At 69.4% G+C, this 17,679-nt stretch carries 17 protein-coding genes; 12 read left to right on the top strand and 5 right to left on the bottom strand.

Annotated features, from left to right (window positions below; translation table 11 throughout):
* Positions 1-1,536 (bottom strand): acyl-CoA synthetase, encoded by a 1,536-nt coding sequence (locus tag OG223_RS42395; RefSeq protein ID WP_329260956.1) that lies wholly within the window; start codon positions 1,534-1,536, stop codon positions 1-3.
* A 127-nt stretch (positions 1,537-1,663) separates the two neighbouring features.
* On the opposite strand from OG223_RS42395, the gene OG223_RS42390 reads away from it, so the two are divergent.
* The 3 genes from OG223_RS42390 to OG223_RS42380 all read left to right on the top strand — a co-directional run bounded on the left by OG223_RS42390 (position 1,664) and on the right by OG223_RS42380 (position 4,811).
* Positions 1,664-2,524 carry an enoyl-CoA hydratase/isomerase family protein gene (locus tag OG223_RS42390; protein WP_443073796.1) on the top strand — a complete coding sequence of 287 codons (861 nt, stop codon included), beginning with the start codon at positions 1,664-1,666 and terminating at the stop codon, positions 2,522-2,524.
* A 72-nt stretch (positions 2,525-2,596) separates the two neighbouring features.
* Positions 2,597-3,655: a 2,3-butanediol dehydrogenase gene (locus OG223_RS42385; protein WP_329260953.1), complete on the top strand. Its 1,059-nt coding sequence runs from the start codon at positions 2,597-2,599 to the stop codon at positions 3,653-3,655.
* Between the two features lies 1 nt (position 3,656).
* Complete coding sequence (locus OG223_RS42380; RefSeq protein WP_329260950.1) at positions 3,657-4,811, top strand: acyl-CoA dehydrogenase family protein; 1,155 nt, start codon at positions 3,657-3,659, stop codon at positions 4,809-4,811.
* A 49-nt stretch (positions 4,812-4,860) separates the two neighbouring features.
* Here the strand turns inward: OG223_RS42380 and OG223_RS42375 are convergent, their stop codons facing one another.
* Positions 4,861-5,574, bottom strand: coding sequence for a TetR/AcrR family transcriptional regulator (locus OG223_RS42375; RefSeq protein WP_329260948.1), 714 nt, complete (start codon positions 5,572-5,574; stop codon positions 4,861-4,863).
* A 141-nt stretch (positions 5,575-5,715) separates the two neighbouring features.
* Here OG223_RS42375 and OG223_RS42370 point away from each other — a divergent pair, with 141 nt between their 5' ends.
* Positions 5,716-7,698 carry an alpha-ketoacid dehydrogenase subunit alpha/beta gene (locus OG223_RS42370; protein ID WP_329260944.1) on the top strand — a complete coding sequence of 661 codons (1,983 nt, stop codon included), beginning with the start codon at positions 5,716-5,718 and terminating at the stop codon, positions 7,696-7,698.
* Positions 7,699-7,772: 74 nt separating this feature from the next.
* Here OG223_RS42370 and OG223_RS42365 read toward each other — a convergent pair whose 3' ends face one another.
* Positions 7,773-8,822 (bottom strand): cyclase family protein, encoded by a 1,050-nt coding sequence (locus OG223_RS42365; RefSeq protein WP_329260941.1) that lies wholly within the window; start codon positions 8,820-8,822, stop codon positions 7,773-7,775.
* Positions 8,823-8,978: 156 nt separating this feature from the next.
* Between OG223_RS42365 and OG223_RS42360 the strand changes: the two genes are divergently transcribed.
* Both OG223_RS42360 and OG223_RS42355 read left to right on the top strand, forming a co-directional pair.
* Positions 8,979-9,377, top strand: a complete 399-nt coding sequence (locus OG223_RS42360) for a nuclear transport factor 2 family protein (RefSeq protein ID WP_329260939.1) — start codon at positions 8,979-8,981, stop codon at positions 9,375-9,377.
* A 46-nt stretch (positions 9,378-9,423) separates the two neighbouring features.
* Complete coding sequence (locus OG223_RS42355; protein ID WP_200678708.1) at positions 9,424-9,822, top strand: nuclear transport factor 2 family protein; 399 nt, start codon at positions 9,424-9,426, stop codon at positions 9,820-9,822.
* 63 nt (positions 9,823-9,885) lie between these two features.
* Here the strand turns inward: OG223_RS42355 and OG223_RS42350 are convergent, their stop codons facing one another.
* The gene (locus OG223_RS42350; protein WP_329260934.1) at positions 9,886-11,514 is read right to left on the bottom strand and encodes a flavin-containing monooxygenase; all 1,629 of its coding nucleotides are present in this window, start codon (positions 11,512-11,514) and stop codon (positions 9,886-9,888) included.
* Between the two features lie 227 nt (positions 11,515-11,741).
* Between OG223_RS42350 and OG223_RS42345 the strand changes: the two genes are divergently transcribed.
* The 6 genes from OG223_RS42345 (at position 11,742) to OG223_RS42320 (ending at position 16,739) form a co-directional block, all read left to right on the top strand.
* Positions 11,742-12,137: a carboxymuconolactone decarboxylase family protein gene (locus OG223_RS42345; protein ID WP_329260931.1), complete on the top strand. Its 396-nt coding sequence runs from the start codon at positions 11,742-11,744 to the stop codon at positions 12,135-12,137.
* Positions 12,138-12,195: 58 nt separating this feature from the next.
* Entirely contained in the window at positions 12,196-12,936 is a 741-nt protein-coding gene (locus OG223_RS42340; RefSeq protein ID WP_329260928.1) for an SDR family NAD(P)-dependent oxidoreductase, read from the top strand.
* A 44-nt stretch (positions 12,937-12,980) separates the two neighbouring features.
* Positions 12,981-14,192: an NAD(P)/FAD-dependent oxidoreductase gene (locus OG223_RS42335; RefSeq protein ID WP_329260923.1), complete on the top strand. Its 1,212-nt coding sequence runs from the start codon at positions 12,981-12,983 to the stop codon at positions 14,190-14,192.
* Between the two features lie 18 nt (positions 14,193-14,210).
* Positions 14,211-14,405 (top strand): ferredoxin, encoded by a 195-nt coding sequence (locus tag OG223_RS42330; protein ID WP_019071312.1) that lies wholly within the window; start codon positions 14,211-14,213, stop codon positions 14,403-14,405.
* 47 nt (positions 14,406-14,452) lie between these two features.
* A complete protein-coding gene (locus tag OG223_RS42325; protein ID WP_329260919.1) occupies positions 14,453-15,688 on the top strand; it encodes a cytochrome P450 in 1,236 nt (411 codons plus the stop codon).
* 133 nt (positions 15,689-15,821) lie between these two features.
* Positions 15,822-16,739: an SDR family NAD(P)-dependent oxidoreductase gene (locus OG223_RS42320; protein ID WP_329260917.1), complete on the top strand. Its 918-nt coding sequence runs from the start codon at positions 15,822-15,824 to the stop codon at positions 16,737-16,739.
* 54 nt (positions 16,740-16,793) lie between these two features.
* On the opposite strand, the gene OG223_RS42315 is transcribed toward OG223_RS42320, so the two are convergent.
* Positions 16,794-17,519, bottom strand: a complete 726-nt coding sequence (locus OG223_RS42315) for a class I SAM-dependent methyltransferase (RefSeq protein WP_329260914.1) — start codon at positions 17,517-17,519, stop codon at positions 16,794-16,796.
* Positions 17,520-17,679: the final 160 nt, after the last annotated feature.

Raw genomic sequence — 17,679 nt, 5'->3', positions numbered from 1 at the left:
TCAGCCCTCCGCGGGGATGTCGCGCAGGGTCCGCTTGAGGACCTTGCCGGACGGGGTGCGGGGCAGTTCGTCGACGATGTCGAAGCGGGCCGGCACCTTGAACTTGGCGAGACGGGCCCGGCAGAACTCCCGCAGCTCCTCCGCGCCGGCGCCCTCGCCGGGCCTGAACACCACGAACGCGCGCGGGACTTCACCCCAGCGGGGATGGTTGAGCCCGACCACGGCGGCCTCCAGAACGGCCGGGTGCTCGTACAGCACGCGCTCCACCTCGGGCGTGGCGATGTTCTCGCCGCCCGAGACGATCATGTCCTTCTTCCGGTCGTCGATGTAGAGGAAGCCGTCCTCGTCGACGTGCCCGATGTCGCCGGTGTGGAACCAGCCGTCCCGCAGGGCCGCCGCCGTGGCCTTCTCGTCCCGCCAGTACCCGGCGAAGACCTTCGGCCCGCGCAGGGTGATCTCGCCGAGCTCACCGGCCGGAACCTCGACGCCCGTGTCGTCGACGATCCGCACGCGCGTGTGCGGCACGGGACGCCCGACCGAGCCCAGCTTGGACAGCGCGTGCTCGCGGTCGAGGAAGGTGTCGCCGGAGACGGTCTCGGTCAGGCCGTAGGCGTCGGCGAACCAGGCGTTGGGGAACGCGGTCATGACGCGCCGCAGCACCGGTTCGGGAGTCTTCTCGCCACCACCGAGGATGAAGCGGACCGAGCTGGTGTCGTACTCCTCCCGGTTGGGCACCTCAAGCACCGCGTTGACCATGGCGGGCGCCAGCCACACGTTGGTGACCCGGTGCTTCTCGATCGCGTCCAGGACACCCTGCGGATCGAACTTCCGCTGAAGTACGACGCTCCCGCCCGCGTGGAGGACCCCGAGGGCAGGCATGTCCAGACCGCCCACGTGATAGAGCGGGCCGCACACCAGCGTGGTGTCCGCCGCCGTAAGACCGAAGTGGACGATGTGCGCGAGGTTCTTGGCCTCGAGGTTTCCGTAGGTGATGCGAACGCCCTTGGGACGTGACGTGGTCCCGGAGGTGTACATGAGCCGCTGAAGATCGTCGAGTTCGACGTCCACGGGCTCCACCCGCTCCCCCTTGTGCCGGGCGAGCAACTCCTCGTAGTCGGTCCACGGCTCCTCGGGCGGCTCGCCCCCACCGATCAGAATCCGGTGCTCCAGATCCGTCAGACACCCGGCGCTGCGCTCGACCGCCCGGACGAACTCCGGCTCGGTGACGATCACCTTGGCCTGGGCGTGCCCCAGGATGTACTGCCACTCCTCTTCGGAGAGGCGGTAGTTGAGCGGCAGGAACACCGCGCCGAGCCGGTTGGTGGCGTGCACCAGTTCCAGGAACTCCGGCTGGTTGTAGAGCAGCAGACCTACGACATCGCCGCGCCCGACGCCCAGCTCGGCCAGGCCCGCCGCCAACTGGTTCACGCGCTCGTGCAGTTGACGGACGGTCAGAGAACGCTCGTCCTGGACGACGGCCACGGCGTCGGGCCGCTGCGCCAGGTGGTAATCGAGGATGCTCGCGAAATTGTGCACGGCTCACTCTCGCTCTGTGGTGTTCGGCGCTGAACACGGCTCGACCACGGCTCATGGGGCAAACCGGATCCCGACCGGTCGGTTGCCCACTCACATAATTTAGTGTACCCCTTGGTCTATAAAACCTATGAGCCGCACTTTACGACGGCACGTGCACATCGACAACCACCCGAGCGCACGTGCCGCCGCTTCCGCCGCTTCCACCGACGAGGAGGGTTCCTACGTGCCACGCATCCGGCTGGACACCGAAGGACCGGTCGTCACGCTCCGCCTCGACAACCCGCCGATGAACGCCTTCGACTCCCCGCAGAGAGAGGAGCTGTCCGCCCGCGTACGCGAGCTGGCCGACTCCCCCGCGGTACGGGCCGTGGTCCTCTACGGCGGCGAACGCCTCTTCGCCGCGGGCGCCGACATCAAGGCCCTGGCCGCGATGGGCCCGGAGGAGATACGGGGCTGGAACCGCGCGTTGCAACGCACCTTCGACGAGGTATCGCGGTTGCCCATGCCGGTGATCGCGGCGGTCACCGGCTACGCCCTCGGCGGCGGCATGGAACTGGCCCTGGCCGCCGACTACCGGGTGGCAGCAGAGGACGCGGTCTTCGCCCAGCCGGAAGTGCAGCTAGGCATCATGCCCGGCTCCGGCGGCACCCAACGCCTGTCCCGCCTGATCGGCCCGTCCCGCGCGAAGAACCTCCTGATGACCGGCCGCAGGGTCAAGGCGGAGGAGGCGCTACGACTGGGCCTGGTCGACGAGGTCGTCCCCACGGGCGAGGCCCTGAAGGCCGCCCAGACCTACGCCCGCCTCCTGTCCGAGGGCCCACCGGCAGCCCTGGAAGCGATCAAAGAGGCGGTCGACCACGGCACGGACGCAAGCATGGCGGCGGGCCTGGCTCTTGAACGCTCCCTGTTCACAGGCGTGTTCGGCACAGAGGACGCAACGACGGGCCTCCGCTCATTTCTCAACAGGCGTAAGAAAAGCGCCCCTTAAGGGGCGCGGGGAACTGCGCGACCAGCCCCCACCGGGCCCGCAGACAAAAACGATACGAAAGGGGCGGAAAACATGCAGGCACTCGTCTGGCACGGTGCACAAGATCTGCGTTTCGAAGAGGTCGCCGAACCCCCTGACCCCGCCCCACACGAGGCCGTCGTAGAGGTGACGTGGTGCGGAGTCTGCGGCACAGACCTGCACGAGTACCTAGAAGGCCCCCACATGATCCGAGAGGGCCCCCACCCCCTCACCGGCACCAAGCCACCCCTCGCCCTGGGCCACGAACTCAGCGGCACAGTAGTCGCGTTGGGAGCGGACGCGCCGGGCATCACCATCGGAGACCGCGTCACCGCAGACCCGGTCTGGCGCTGCGGCACCTGCTTCTGGTGCACAAGGGGCGAGTACCACATCTGCCCCAAGAGCGGCTCGGTAGGCCTCGCTTCCCCCGGCGCCTTCGCAGAACGCGTCACCGTCCCGCTGGCCGGCCTGACCCGCCTCCCGGACAACGTGAGCGACGAACTCGCCGCCGTGGCAGAGCCGTTGGCGGTCGGGCTGCACGCCGTGACCCGCGCCGGGGTCAAGCCGGGCGACAACGTCCTCGTGGTCGGCGGCGGCCCGATCGGCGTAGCCGTCGTCCTCGCGGCCCAAATCGCGGGCGCCGCAGGCCTGTTCGTGAGCGAACCCCTCGCGGGCCGCCGCGAGATGCTGCTCGGCATCGGCGTCACCGAGGCCTTCGACCCGCGTGCGACGGACGTACGGCGCGAGGTGTTCGTGCGAACGAACCGCATCGGCCCGGACGTCGTCATCGACGCGACCGGCGTGCCCGCCCTCGCGGGCCAGGCCGTCTCGATCGTCCGGCGCGGCGGACGGGTCGTGCTGGCCGGGGTAGGGCACGGCAGCGTCGAGTTCGACATGGGCCAACTCGTGTTCTACGAGCGGTCGGTGGTCGGCACGCTCGGCTACAACTTCGACATCCCGCGCGTGATCGATCTGATGAGCACCGGACGACTGGATGCCTCCGCCCTGATCACCGGCCGTTTTCCGCTCTCGGGAGGAGCCGGTGTCTTCGAGGACCTGGCCGCCGACCGGGCCAAGCACCTGAAGGTGCTGCTGACCCCGAAGGGACTGTGACATGGACTTCGACCTGCCCGAGGAGACCCTCGCTCTCCAGGACATGGTCCGCGAGTTCGCGGCCAACGAGATCACGCCCCACGCGGCCGAGTGGTCCGAGAACGAGATCTTCCCCACCAAGATCTTCACCAAGCTCGGCGAACTCGGCCTGATGGGCATGCTGGTGCCGGAGGAGTACGGCGGGGCGGGCTCGGACACGGTCACCTATGTCGCGGTGATGGAGGAACTCGGCGCCGCCGACCAGTCGGTGGCCTCCTCGTGGAACGCGCACTCGACGATCGGCACGCTGCCGTTGCTCGCGTACGGCACCGAGGAGCAGAAGCACCGCTGGCTGACCCCCCTGGCGAAGGGCGAGGCGATCGGCGCGTTCGGGCTGACCGAGCCGGAGGCCGGCTCCGACGCGGCCGGTATCGCGACCACCGCCCGCCGGGCGGACGGGGGTTGGGTGATCAACGGCACGAAGATGTTCATCACCAACGCGGGCACCGACATCAGCCAGGGCGTCACCCTGCTGGCCACGACCGGCAAGGGCGCGGACGGCCGTAAGGGCTACGCGACCTTCTACGTCCCGACGGGCACGCCCGGTTACACGGTCGGCGCGAAGCTGAAGAAGCTCGGCTGGCACGCCATGGACACAAGGGAGTTGGTGTTCACCGACTGCTGGGTCTCCGACGACCATCTGATCGGCGAGGAGGGCAACGGCCTGCGGCAGTTCCTGTCCGTGCTCGACGGCGGCCGGATCAGCGTGGCCGCGCTGGGGCTCTCGCTGGCCAAGGCGGCGCTGGGCCTCGCGATCAAACACGCCAAGGAACGGCACCAGTTCGGGCGTCCGCTGTCGGACTTCCAGGCCGTGGCGCACAAGATCGCCGACATCGGTACGGAGTACCAGGCGGCCCGCTGGATGGTCTACCGCGCCGCGTGGCTCGCCGACCAGGGCCGCCCGCACAGCACGGAGGCCGCGATGGCCAAGCTGTACGCCTCCGAGGTCGCCAACCGGGCGGCCTCGCAGGCACTTCAGATCCACGGCGGGTACGGCTACGTACGCGAGTCGGAGATCTCCCGTTTCTACGCCGACGCCAAGATCCTGGAGATCGGCGAGGGCACCAACGAGATCCAGCGCAATGTCATCGCCAAGGCCCTCGTCAAGGGCGCGTGAGGCGACGGGTCCCGCGGTGCGCCGAAGCGGCGGCGCACCGCGGATCCGGTCAGCTCGCGACGGAGACCGACTCCGACTCCCACAACGCCTCGGGATCGAGGGGCAGTTCGGGCCTGGCCCGCTTGAACTCGGTGGCCAGCGCCTCCACATCGGGCAGGTCGCCGACGGACGCGGCGAAACCGCGGAACAGGGTCGAGCAGTACTCGCCCGACAGGAACGCGGCGTCCCAACTGCCGCCGGGACGCACCCACTGGTAGGTGTGGTTGTGCAGGTTGAGGAACTGCAGGGTGGCCAGGTGCGGTTCGACCGCGCGGAAGCTGCCCTCCTCGACGGCCTCGGTGAGCAGGCCGGTGATCAGGTGCTCGAAGTCGGCGCGCTGCCGCAGCACGATCTCCAGTTCGTCGCCGCTGAGGCTGCGGTAGTCGTGCTCGTAGACCCAGATGTGGTCGAGCCGGCGGAAGATGATCGTCAGCAGCGACTCGGACAGCAGCCGCAGCCGCAGCAGGGGCACCTCGTCGAGGGCCGCGATCTCCTTGGCGCGGGCCAGCAGCGGGCCGAGCACCCGCGACTGGATCTCGATCAGCAGGTTCTCCTTGGAGCCGATGTAGTAGTACAGGGCTCCCTTGGCGAGCCCGACCGCGCGGCCCAGGTCGTTGATGGAGGTCGCCGCGTAGCCCTGTTGCGCGAACAGGGACGCCGCGGTGTCGATGATCTTCTGGCGTCTGACTTCGAAGCCCGGCCCATGACCCGGCGGTCGTGGCATGTCTTCTCTCCCCTGGCTGTGACGACGTGCGTGCTGTCCCGGGTCCGCACGGGCGCCGTGTCACGGCACGCCCGGGGGAAGCGGATCCGGGGACGTCGCTCTAGTTTGCTAGACCAAACGGTACATTAAAGCGAGGACCGTATGACTCAGGCATCGCACCACACCGGCACCGGCTCCGCACAGCCCGACCGGCTCCTGGAGATGTACCGCCGGATGCGCCGCATCCGGCGCTTCGAGGAGCGGGCGTCCGAGCTGTACAAGGCGACGGAGATCCCGGGCTTCCTGCATCTGTCGATCGGCCAGGAGGCGAGCGCCGTCGGCGCCTGCTGGCCGCTGGGCGCACGCGACGGCATCACCTCCACCCACCGCGGCCACGGCCACGTCCTGGCCAAGGGCCTGGACTCGGCGTCGATGATGGCCGAGCTGATGGGCAAGGACGCGGGCACCTGCCACGGCCGCGGCGGCTCGATGCACATCGCGGACCCCGGCCTCGGGATCTACGGCGCGAACGGCATCGTCGGCGCCGGCCTCCCGATCGCCGCCGGGGTCGCCACCGCCGCGAAGCTCCGGGCGGCCGGTGACGTGGTGGTGGCGTTCTTCGGGGACGGAGCGGTGGCCCAGGGCATGTTCCACGAGGCGGTGAACCTGGCCGCCGTATGGGATCTGCCGGTCGTCTTCCTCTGTGAGAACAACCACTACTCCGAGTTCTCCCCCGAGTCCGAGCAGCACCGCGCCCCGCTCTCCGCGCGTGCCGCCGGATACGGCATCGAGTACCAACACGTCGACGGCAACGACGTGTTGGCGGTGGCGCAGACCATGACCGGGCTGGTCGCGCGGCTGCGCGCGGGCGGCGGTCCGGTCCTGCTCGAAGCCGAGACCTACCGCTGGCACGGCCACTACGAGGGCGACCCCGAGCGCTACCGCCCCGCCGAGGAGGTCGCCGCCGCCAAGGAGCGCGACCCGCTGCTGATCGCCCGCCGCCAGTTGGACGCGGCGGCGGCCGACGCCGTGGACGAGGAGATCGACAAGGAGATAGAGGCGGCGATCGACTGGGCGCGGAGCCTGCCGGAGCCGGCCCCCGAGACCCTGCACGACTACGTCTCGGCCCCCCGCCTCGCCGTCGCCGAGCCCGCGCCGCTCCCGGCCGACGCCGAGATCTTCCGGTCCATGGACGCCGTACGACTGGCGCTGGAGCATGAACTGACCGCCGATCCCAGCGTGTTCGTCGCCGGGATCGACGTCGGCGCGGGCGGCAACGTCTTCGGCCTCACCCGCGGACTCGCCCAGGCCTTCCCCGGCCGGGTGCGGGACACGCCGATCAGCGAGAGCGCCATCGTCGGTACGGCGGTGGGGGCGGCCATGGCCGGCATGAAGCCGGTGGTCGAGATCATGTACATGGACTTCATCGGCGTCTGTCTCGACATGCTCCTCAACCAGGCCGCCAAACTCCGCTTCATGACCGGCGGCCGGGCCTCCATGCCCCTGGTCGTCCGCACCCAGTTCGGCGCGGGCCGCTCCTCGGGCAGCCAGCACTCGCAGAGCCTGGAGGCGCTGCTCGCGCACATCCCCGGCCTGACGGTCGTGATGCCCTCCAACCCGGCTGACACCTATGGCCTGTTGCGCGCCGCGATCCAGGACCCGAACCCGGTGGTCTTCGTCGAGAACCGCCTCCAGTACGGCCTCAAGGGCCCCAAGCCCCCGGCCGACCATCTGGTCCCGCTCGGCAAGGCCAAGGTGATCCGCGAGGGCACCGACCTCACCCTGGTCTCCTGGTCGCGGATGGTCCAGGACGCCCTGGCCGCGGCCGAGTTGCTCGCCGGTGAGGGCATCAGCGTCGAGGTGATCGATCTGCGCACGATCGCCCCGCTGGACCGCGAGACGGTCCTCGCCTCCCTCGCCAAGACCAACCGCCTGGTCATCGCGCACGAGGCGGTACGGGACTTCGGCGTCGGCGCCGAACTCTCCGCGATGGCCGTCGACGAGGGCTTCTGGCACCTGGACGCCCCGGTCACCCGTGTGGCCCCGCCGTCCGTCCCGGCGCCGTACGCGCCCTCGTTGGAGCGGGTCTGGCTGCCGTCGCGGGACACGATCGCGGACACGGTGCGGAGGATCGCCGCGGTCTGAAGCAAGCGGTTCCACGACGGGAAGGGCCCCCAGAGATTCTGGGGGCCCTTCCCGTCGTAGCGGCTGTCAGGCGGTCAGACGGTCGCGACCGGTGTCAGCGGACTGCCCTGTGTCCCCGGCAGGTTGAGCGGGGGCGCGGTGAGCAGGAAGCGGCTGCGGTCGTGCTCGCGCAGCCAGGCCGCCAGCTTCTCCAGGTACCACAACTCGCCGAGCGGGACGCCCAGTTTGAAGAGGCAGAGGTTGTGGATCGGGAGCAGCGAGTGCGGGGTGTTGTCCTCGGGGCCGACGCCCACGCCCTCGACGGCGTAGTTGTCCGAGACCAGCGCCGAGATCTGCGACTCGGCGATCCACTCCAGCAGCGCCGGGTCGAACGCGTCGAGGTAGGAGGCCGTGGTGTGGATCCCCACGGGGTCCGGGTTCTTGCCCCAGGCCATCACGGCGGTGTCGAAACCGGTGTGCAGGAGGAGCATGTCACCGGGCTCGACGACGATGTTGTCCGCCGCCATGATCTCCTGAAGGGTCTTCAGGTTGACCGGCTGCCAGGTGTTGCCCAGGTGGTGGGCCAGGTCGACCAGGACGCCCCGGCCCTGGACCCCGTGCTCCGCCATGTGCTCCAGGCCGAGGTGGCGGGCGAAGCCGAGGGTGCCGCTGCCGTCGCCCTTGGCGTCCTCCTGCGGTCCGACGATGTCGGTGTCCGCGCGGTACCCGTTGTAGTAGACGGCCTCCTCGACGCCGTCACCGTCGGCGTCGAACTCCTGGCCCTGGTGGGCGAGTGCGTCCCACTGGGTCGAGTACTGGAGCCAGAGGGTCACCACGTCGTCGGACCAGACGTCCCTGAGGTGCGGCGAGAAGTGCTCCCGCGCCTTGATGTTGTAGAAGACGTCCTGCTTGTGTTCCAGGTCCTCGGTGGGCCGCAGGATCGGAGGGTAGCGCCGCTGGTTCAGCTCGCTCCCGCCCGGATAGTCGAGCGGCAGGCTCAGGCTGAAGCTGATCCCGTGCTCGACCTCGCGGACCCCCTGGAGGACCTTCTCGGGGGTGAGCAGGTTGATCCGGCCCAGTTCGTCGTCCTCGCCCCAATCGCCCCACGTAGAGCCCGGCGGACGCTGCTTCCAACGCTTCGTCATGATCACGCCTCCTTCGGCGACAGTCCCCGTTGACCAGCCGCCCGCATGTTATTTCTGATTGTACCGATCGGTCAACGAATCCGACGCACCCCCCTCCCTTTATCTTCGACTCATCAATAGACTGAGTGGTCGAAACACCTGACCTTGGAGCGAAGAATGAGCGAATCCACACAGGCGTGGGTCGTGGCGGGCGTACGGGCCGTACTGGGCGCGCACACCCAGGCCCAGGACGCCGGCCGCACCGACGAGATCGTCGCGCTGTACACGCCCGACGCCGTCCTGGAGATCCCGGGCATGGACCCGGTCGAGGGGCGCGACGCGATCCACGCGGCCTTCAAGGGATGGGAGCCGGTCAAGCCGCAGCTCCACCTCGTGACCAACACCGTCGTGACGTCCACGGGCGAGGACGAGGCCCGCGCCCTGAGCGACGTGGTCTTCCTCCAGCGCGGCGAGGCGGGCTGGGCGATCGGCGTGGTCGGGCACTACGACGACACCCTGCGCCGCCAGGACGGCACCTGGCTGCTGCACCGCAGGAAGACGACGTACCAGGCGTAACGGCCGTCCTCAGCATGCCTGTTGACCTTCTCGACCTTGGAGTGAGATGACCACATCGATCGACGCGTCCGTCACGGCGGCCGTCCAGACCGCCATCGCCGCCTACGCGCAAGCCCTGGACGCCGGAAAGGCCGACGAGATCGCCGACCTCTACACCCCCGACGGCGTCGCCGAGATCGTCGGCATGGCCAAGTTCGAGGGCCGCGAGGCGATACGGCAGGGCTTCGGCGGATTCACGCCCCAGGCACCGCAGTTGCACCTGATCGCCAACACCGTCGTCACCTCCGCGACCGAGGACGAGGCGAGGGCCACCAGCAACCTGGCGTTCTTCGCGCGCGGCGAGGCGGGCTGGACCGTGCAGATGGTCGGGCGCTACGACGACGTCCTGCGCCGGCACGACGGCGCATGGCTGTTCCAGCACCGGGTCACGACCTTCGCCGAGTAGCCCCCTGCGGGAACCCGGACGCCCGTGCCGCCCACGTCCAGGGCGGCACGGGCGTCCGGGCGTTCAGGCGTCCGGGTTCTCGGCCTTGGTGAGCACGAAGGTCGGGAACTCGTTCTCCTTGACGGCGTTGATCGCCTCCTGGAGCGCCCACCGGCCCGTCGGGTTGAGGAGCTGCTTGACCGGCTTGCCGGGGATGTTGCCGCCGTAGAAGTAGCTGCTCTCCAGGAAGGAGGACATCGTGCTGTTGTTCATGCTGTCCGTCCACTCCTCCTCGGCGGCCTCGGTGACCTCGATGACGTCGTAGCCGCTGTCGCGGGTGTGGACGAGGGCGTCGGTGATGATCTCCACCTGGTCGCCGGCGTAGCGCGGGTTGTTGCCGGTCGCGCCGTGCGGGCCGCCGGGGAAGAAGAAGTTGGGGAAGCCGGCCGTCGCGACACCGAGGTAGGTGCGCGGGCCGTCCGACCAGTACTCCTTGAGCGGGAGACCCCGACGGCCTTGTACACCAAGCCTGTTGAGGGCGCCGGTGCCGAAGTCGTAGCCGGTGGCCCAGATGATGATGTCGAACTCCTCGACACCGTCGGCGGTTTCGATGCCGTCCTCGGTGATGCGGGTGATCGGCGTCGTGTTGATGTCGACGAGGGAGACGTTCGGCTTGTTGTACGTCTCGTAGTAGCCGGTGCCGAAGGGGGGCCGACGGCCGCCGTAGCCATGGCCCTTCGGGATCAACTTGTCCGCCGTCTCAGGGTCCTTGACGATGCTGCGGATCTTGTCGGCCATGAACGCGCACCACTCCGCGTTGACGGTCTCGTTCGACAGCATGTCCATGTAGTGCTCGGTCAGCTTGGTGAAGCCCGGGCCGTTCCACCGCTCCTCGTAGAACGCCTGGCGGTCCTCCGGGCTGTCGTCGAGGCCGGAGCGCATGACGATCTGGTGCAGGAAGCCGCTCGGCGAGGTGTTCAACGTGTCGCGGATGGACTCGTAGTTGGCCTTGAGCTCGGCTTGTTCCTCGGGCGCGATCGGCCCGTTGTTGAGCGGGGTGAGCCAGTCCGCGTCCTTCTGATACACCGTCAACTGTGCTACGTCGTCGGCGATCGCGGAGATGATCTGCACGCCGCTGGAGCCGGTGCCAATCTGGGCGACCCGCTTGCCGGTGAAGTCGATGGGCGTCTTCGGCCAGCGCGAGGTGTGGTGCTGCTCGCCGCGGAAGTCCTCGCGGCCGGGGATGCCGGGGATGAACGGCACCGAGAGGTTGCCGGTGGCCGCGACGACGTAGCGGGCCCGGACCTCGGTGCCGTCGCTGCCCCGCACGGTCCAGGTGCCGGAGGGCTCGTCGAAGACGGCCGAGGTCACCTTGACGCCGGTGCGGATGTCGCGCCGCAGGTCGAAGCGGTCGACGACGTGGTTGAAGTAGCGCTCGATCTCGGGCTGGCCCGCGAACCGCTCCGACCACTCCCACTCCTCCCACAGCTCCTTCGAGAACAGGTAGCCGTAGGTGTAGCTCTCGGAGTCGAAGCGCGCCTCGGGGTAGCGGTTCCAGTACCAGGTGCCGCCCACGCCGGTGCCCGCTTCGAGGAGCCGCACCGAGAAGCCCGCCTCGCGGGCGGTGTAAAGCTGGTAGATGCCGGTGACGCCGGCCCCGATGACGACGACGTCGACCCGGTCCTGGACCGCCGGCTTCGAAGTTTCGCTCATTTGCGCTCCATGGTGACTGGGGCTGCGGCTCCCACATGAGCCTGGTTTGATAGTTCGACCAGTCGGTCGAATATTCAGACCGAGACTAGATGAGGGTCTCGGCCCGATCAATGGCGATGACGGAGAGAGCTTGGACCAGCCATATCCGTAACAGGCATTGATTGTACCGACCGCTTGGTCTAACTTTCGTTTGGGACGAATGCAATCGCATGGACCGGGAGTCGCGCATGAGCGCCGAAGACGTCAAGGAAACCACCGATCTGCGCGTCGCGGGACTGAAAGCCCTTCGTGCCGCGCTGCCCGGAGTGGTGCCCGCGGAGGGCGATCTCGACATGCGGGACGGCAAGTTCGGCGAGGATCTCGTCGAGATCGGCCTGTCCACCGTGTGGGGCGCACTGTGGGGCCGCGAGGGCCTCGCCCCGCGCGACCGCAGCCTCGTCACCCTCGGCATCCTGATCGCGCTCGGCGCCGAGACCGAGCTGAAGACCCATGTCCGGGTCGCCCTGACCAACGGGGTGACCAGGGACGAGCTGGCCGAGGTCATCTACCACTCCGCCGGGTACACCGGCTTCCCCAAGGCCGTGGCCGCCCGTAACGCGGCCCGCGAGGCCCTGGGCGAATAGCCGGACGAACCACCGGTGTCCGTACTTCGGCACCGCGCACGAGCGCAAGGGAGCGCACATGTCACTGCAGGGAAAGGTCGCGGTCGTCACCGGCGGCGGCCGGGGCATCGGCCAGGCGATCGCGAAGGTGCTCGCGGCCAGGGGCGCCGCGGTCGCGGTGTGGGACCTGAACAGCGAGGGCGCCGAGAAGACCGCGGCGGCCATCCAGGAGGCGGGCGGTACGGCGATCGCGGTCGCCGGTGACGCGGCCGAGGCCGGCGCCGTCGCACGGGCGGCGGCCCGCACCCGCGAGGAGCTCGGCCCGGTCACGATCCTCGTGAACAACGCGGGCATCACCGCCTACGAGCCGTTCACCAGCATCTCCGAGGCGTCCTGGGACCGCATGATCGGGATCAACCTCAAGGGCCCGTTCCTGGTCACCAAGGAGATCGTGCCCGACATGCTCGATGCGGGCTGGGGCCGGATCATCAACATCTCCTCGTCCTCCACCCAGACCGGCGCACCCGCCATGGCCCACTACGTGTCCTCCAAGGGCGGTGTCATCGGCCTCACCCGCGCCCTCGCGATCGAGTACATCGAGAAGGGCATCACGGTGAACCACGTGCCGCCCGGCTTCATCGACACCCCGCTGGTCCGCCAGGGCCCCGTCGACGTGGAGGCGGCCGCCGCCACCATGCCGATGAAGCGCGCCGGGCAGCCGGAGGACGTCGCCTACGCGGTGGCCTACCTCGCCTCCGAGGAAGCGTCCTACGTCACCGGCCAGACCCTCAGCGCCAACGGCGGACGCTACCTCGTGTGAGCACCCGCAAAGTACATCGCAACGACGCTGCAACGGAGCAGAACATGAGCATCGAGGACGACACCGGGGCCGTGGCCCACGTGCTGGTGGTGGGCGCCTCCGCGTCCGGGCTGACCACGGTGGAGGCCCTCCGGCGCAAGGGGTACACGGGCCGGATCACGGTGCTCGGCGCCGAGCCGCACGCCCCGTACGACCGTCCGCCGCTGTCCAAGCAGATCCTCTCCGGCGCCTGGGAGCCCGGCCGGGCCGCGCTGCGCACCGAGGAGATGCTGACCGGCCTGGACACCGAGTTCGTGCTCGGCGATCCGGCGGTCGCTCTCGACCCGGCCACCCGGACCGTGCGCACCGAGTCCGGGCGCGAGCTGAGCGCCGACGCGATCGTGATCGCCACCGGGGTACGGCCCCGAGTGCTGCCCGGGCAGGGCGAGTTGACCGGTGTGCATGTGCTGCGCACCCTCGACGACGCGCTCGCCCTGCGCACGGATCTGCTCGCCGGGTCACGCCTGGTGGTCGTCGGCGAAGGGGTCCTCGGCTCCGAAATCGCCGCCACCGCACGGACGTTGGGCCTGGACGTCACCCTGGCGGGACCGCTCACCGGACCACTGGCCCTTCAGGTGGGCCCGCTGGTGTCGGGACTGCTGGCGGAGCTGCACACCGAGCGGGGCGTCCGGCTCCGGCTCGGGAACGGCGTCACAGGGCTGACCGGCGCCCAAGGCCGCGTCACCGGCGTCGAGTTGAGCACCGGCGAGGTGCTGCCCGCCGATGTGGTCGTGGTCGCGATCGGGGCGAGTCCGGCGACGGAGTGGCTGGCCGACAGCGGGCTGGAACTCGACAACGGCGTGGTGTGCGACTCGCGTTGCCGGGCCGCGCCGGGTATCTACGCCGTCGGTGACGTGGCCCGCTGGCAGCACGAGCAGCTCGGCCGGCTGATCCGGCTGGAGAACCGGACGAACGCCACCGAGCAGGCCATGGCGGTCGCCGGAGCGATCCTCGGGGAGGACCGGCCCTACGAGCCGGTGCCGTACTTCTGGACCGATCAGTTCGACGCCAAGCTCCAGGTGCACGGCTTCCTGCCGGCCGATGCCGAAGTCGACGTCGTCGACGGGGAGTTGAGAGCCCGTCGGTTCGTCGCGCGGTACCGCAGCGGGGGCCGGGTCACCGGGATCCTCGGCTGGAACATGCCCAAGCAGGCCAGGCAGCGTCGTCAGGAGATCGTCGACGCGGTCCCCTCCCCCGTCTCCTCCCCGGCCCACTGAACGATCAGGAGAGTTGCCATGAAGGTTGTCGTCGACGAGGACAAATGCGTCGCCGCCGGGCAGTGCGTCGCCGCCGCGATGGACGTGTTCGACCAACGTGACGAGGACGGCATCGTCGTCCTGCTGGACGAGAACCCGCCGGCCGAACTGGCCGACGACGTACGGAACGCCGCCGCGGTGTGCCCCGCCCTGGCGATCCGTATCGAGGAATAGCCGCGCCACCCCGTTCCCCCCACACCTCACCTGTTGGAGGAAAGACCATGGCCGAGACAGATCTGGCCGCCCCCGACCCGGAGATCTTTGACTACCCGGGCGTCAAGGACAGCAAGTGCCCGTTCGCTCCGCCGGCCGCACTTCGCGCACTGAACGACAAGGCGCCCGTGACTCGGGGCCGGATCTTCGACGGCAGCACCCCCTGGCTCGTCACGGGACACGCCGCGCAGCGCGTGATCCTTTCCGACCCCCGGGTGAGTTCGGACGACAAGCAGCCCGGGTTCCCGTTTCCGAACCAGGTGATGAAGGAAACCCACCACCATCACCCGCTGACCATCTTCAACGCCGACGGGGCCGACCACACGCGGATCCGCCGGATGATGACGGCTCCGTTCACGCGCAACCGGATGGAGAAGCTGCGGCCGGACATCCAGCGCTTCACCGACGAGCTCATCGACAAGATGCTGGCGGGCCCCAAGCCGGTGGACCTGGTCACCGCGCTGTCGTTGCCGCTGCCCTCGCTGATGATCTGTGCACTGCTCGGTGTGCCCTACGAGGACCACGACTTCTTCCAGGAGCACGCTTCCTACGCGACCAGGAGCGACAAGACCGTCGAGGAGCAGCAAGCTGCGAACGCGGCGCTGGGCGGCTATCTGGCCGGGCTGCTCCAGGCCAAGATGGAGGAGCCCACCGACGACGTGGTCTCGGACTTCGCCACGCGGATCAAGGCCGGCGAGGTCACCCTGCCCGAGGCCGTCATGCTGTGCATGATCCTGCTGATCGCCGGGCACGAGACCAGCTCGAGCATGATCACCCTGGGCACCGCCCTGCTCCTGGAGAACCCGGACCAGCTGGCCCTGCTGCGTGAGACGGACGACCCGAAGGCCGTCGCGAACGCGGTCGAGGAGATCCTCCGCTACGTGACCGTCCCGCAGCTCGGGCAGCGGCGGATCGCCCGCGAGGACATCGAGATCGAGGGCGTGACCATCAAGGCCGGCGAGGGCATCGTCGTCGCGTTGCCCGCGGGCAACTGGGACCCGGCGGCGTTCCCCGAGCCGGAGAAGTTCGACATCGGTCGCGAGGCGCGCCATCACCACGCGTTCGCCTGGGGCATCCACCAGTGCCTCGGCCAGCAGCTCGCCCGTATCGAACTTCAGGTCGTGTACGGCACGCTCTACCGGCGCATCCCGACCCTGCGCCTCGCGGTCCCCTTCGAGGAGCTCAGCTTCCGGACCGCCGACGATCTCGCCGGAGGTATCCGCGAGCTGCCCCTCACCTGGTAGCTCGGGCAGTGCTCCCCATCGCGCAGGAGGCAGGGCCGCACCTCGGCCGTCCTGTGCCGACCCCCCACCGCAGTAGGACGAACACCATGACAGCGTCGACAACGACGTACGGCGCGTACGACAGGAGTCAGGCATGAGCGAGTTCAGCTTCGAGGGACGCGTCGCCGTCGTCACCGGCGCGGGCCGCGGCCTCGGCCGCGCCTACGCCCGTCTGCTGGCGGAGCGCGGGGCGAAGGTCGTCGTCAACGACCTGGGCGGGTCGATGGAGGGCGAGGGCTCGGACGCCGGACCCGCGCAGAAGGTCGTCGACGGAATCGTCGCGGCGGGCGGTGAGGCGGTGGCCGACACCCACGACGTGTCCACGACCGCGGGCGGCGAGGCCATCATCGGCACCGCGATCGAGACCTTCGGCCGGATCGACGTCCTCGTCAACAACGCCGGGATCATCCGCTACGCGGGCCTGCCGGAGATCGAACTCGACAACCTGGAACGGCACTTGGCCGTCCACCTCCTCGGTTCCTTCAACACGATGCGGGCCGCCTGGCCGCACTTCGTGGAACAGGGGTACGGCCGGGTCGTGCTGACCACCTCCAGCGGCATGTTCGGCATGGACAACAACCTGTCCTACGCCGCCGCGAAGGCGGGCACGGTCGGCATGGCGCGCAGCGCGAAACTGGCGGGCGAACCGCACAACATCAAGGTCAACCTGATCGCGCCGGCCGCGATGACCCGGATGGGCGGCGGCCCCGAGGAGGAACCCACCGAGACCGCGGAGGGCATGCCGTACATGCCGTCGTCGGCGGTGGCGCCGATGGTGGCCTACCTCGCGCACGAGAGCGTCCCGGTGAGCGGGGAGATCTACACGGCCGGTGCGGGCCGGTTCGCGCGGGTGTTCCTGGCCTCGACGGAGGGGTACGCGCACGAGGGGGGCGATGCCTCCGTCGAGGACGTCGCGAAGAACTGGGACGCGATCAACGACGAGAAGGGGTACTACGTGCCCGCGGACCTGATGGCGTGGTCCGGGTCGTTCCTCAAGCACCAGTTCGGCTAGACCGGTCGGGGGAGGCGGTGAGCCGCCCCGCCTCCCCCTGCCTTCCCTGCCTCCTCAGGACGTACGGCCCACGATCTGCCACTTCGACGGCAGTTCGATGCGTGCGCCGTCTTCCCTGAACTCGGTGGTGATCAGGGGCAGTTCACCGCTCGCGAGAACGGCGAGGCCGGCCGCGCGCAGGAGTTCGTGCACCTCGTCGTCGGCCACCTCGCCGGGGACGATGCCGTGGCGGAGGACCGGGGCGAGTTTCGCGGGCGGTCCGGCCGGGTCCTGGGCCAGTTCGCCGAGGATCGGGCGGGCGGCCTCGGCGAGTTCGACGAGGAAGGCGTGGCCGCGCTCCCCGACGAGCGTGGCGATCCCGTCCACCAGCGGCTGCCGGTCGTCGGGATCGACCTGGTGCAGTACGCCCCTCATGTAGACGTTGGCGTCGCCGAGTTCGGCGTGCAGGGTCTCGACCTCGGTCTTGTCGGCGGCGTCCAGCAGCCGGTAGGCCGCCTGCCCCGCCGGGTCCGCGTGCCGGGCGTGGTCGAGGGCCGCGGCGGACAGGTCGACGCCGACGACATGGGTGAACCGGTCGGCGAGGAACCGGGTCTGCGTGCCGTTGCCGCAGCCGAGGTCCACCATCTGGAGGCCGGGGTCGCGCAACTTCGGTTCGAACAGGGCGAGATGGAGCCCGACGGTCTGTGCCGCCGCCGCGTCCCAGAAGACGGCTCCCTGCCCGTCGGGCGCCTCGCGCCAGAAACCTTCCCAGGCCTCCCGGTACCGACTGGTCACACTCATGCCCAACTCCCCAGGATGCAAGGCCGTTCCGCCGTAAGTGACGGGCCAGTACGGTCTATCGCGCCCGGGTCCCGCTCACAAGCGCACGGCGCATTCCTTCACCGCTCATTCGACGCGTGTACGCCGATGTGCGCCCCGTGCGCCCCCACGGTCACCTGCG

Origin of the sequence: Streptomyces sp. NBC_01478, from assembly GCF_036227225.1 — a bacterium.
Lineage (GTDB): Bacteria > Actinomycetota > Actinomycetes > Streptomycetales > Streptomycetaceae > Streptomyces.
The sequence above is the reverse complement of the archived record's forward strand: the minus strand, read 5'-3'. Positions and strand labels throughout refer to the sequence as shown.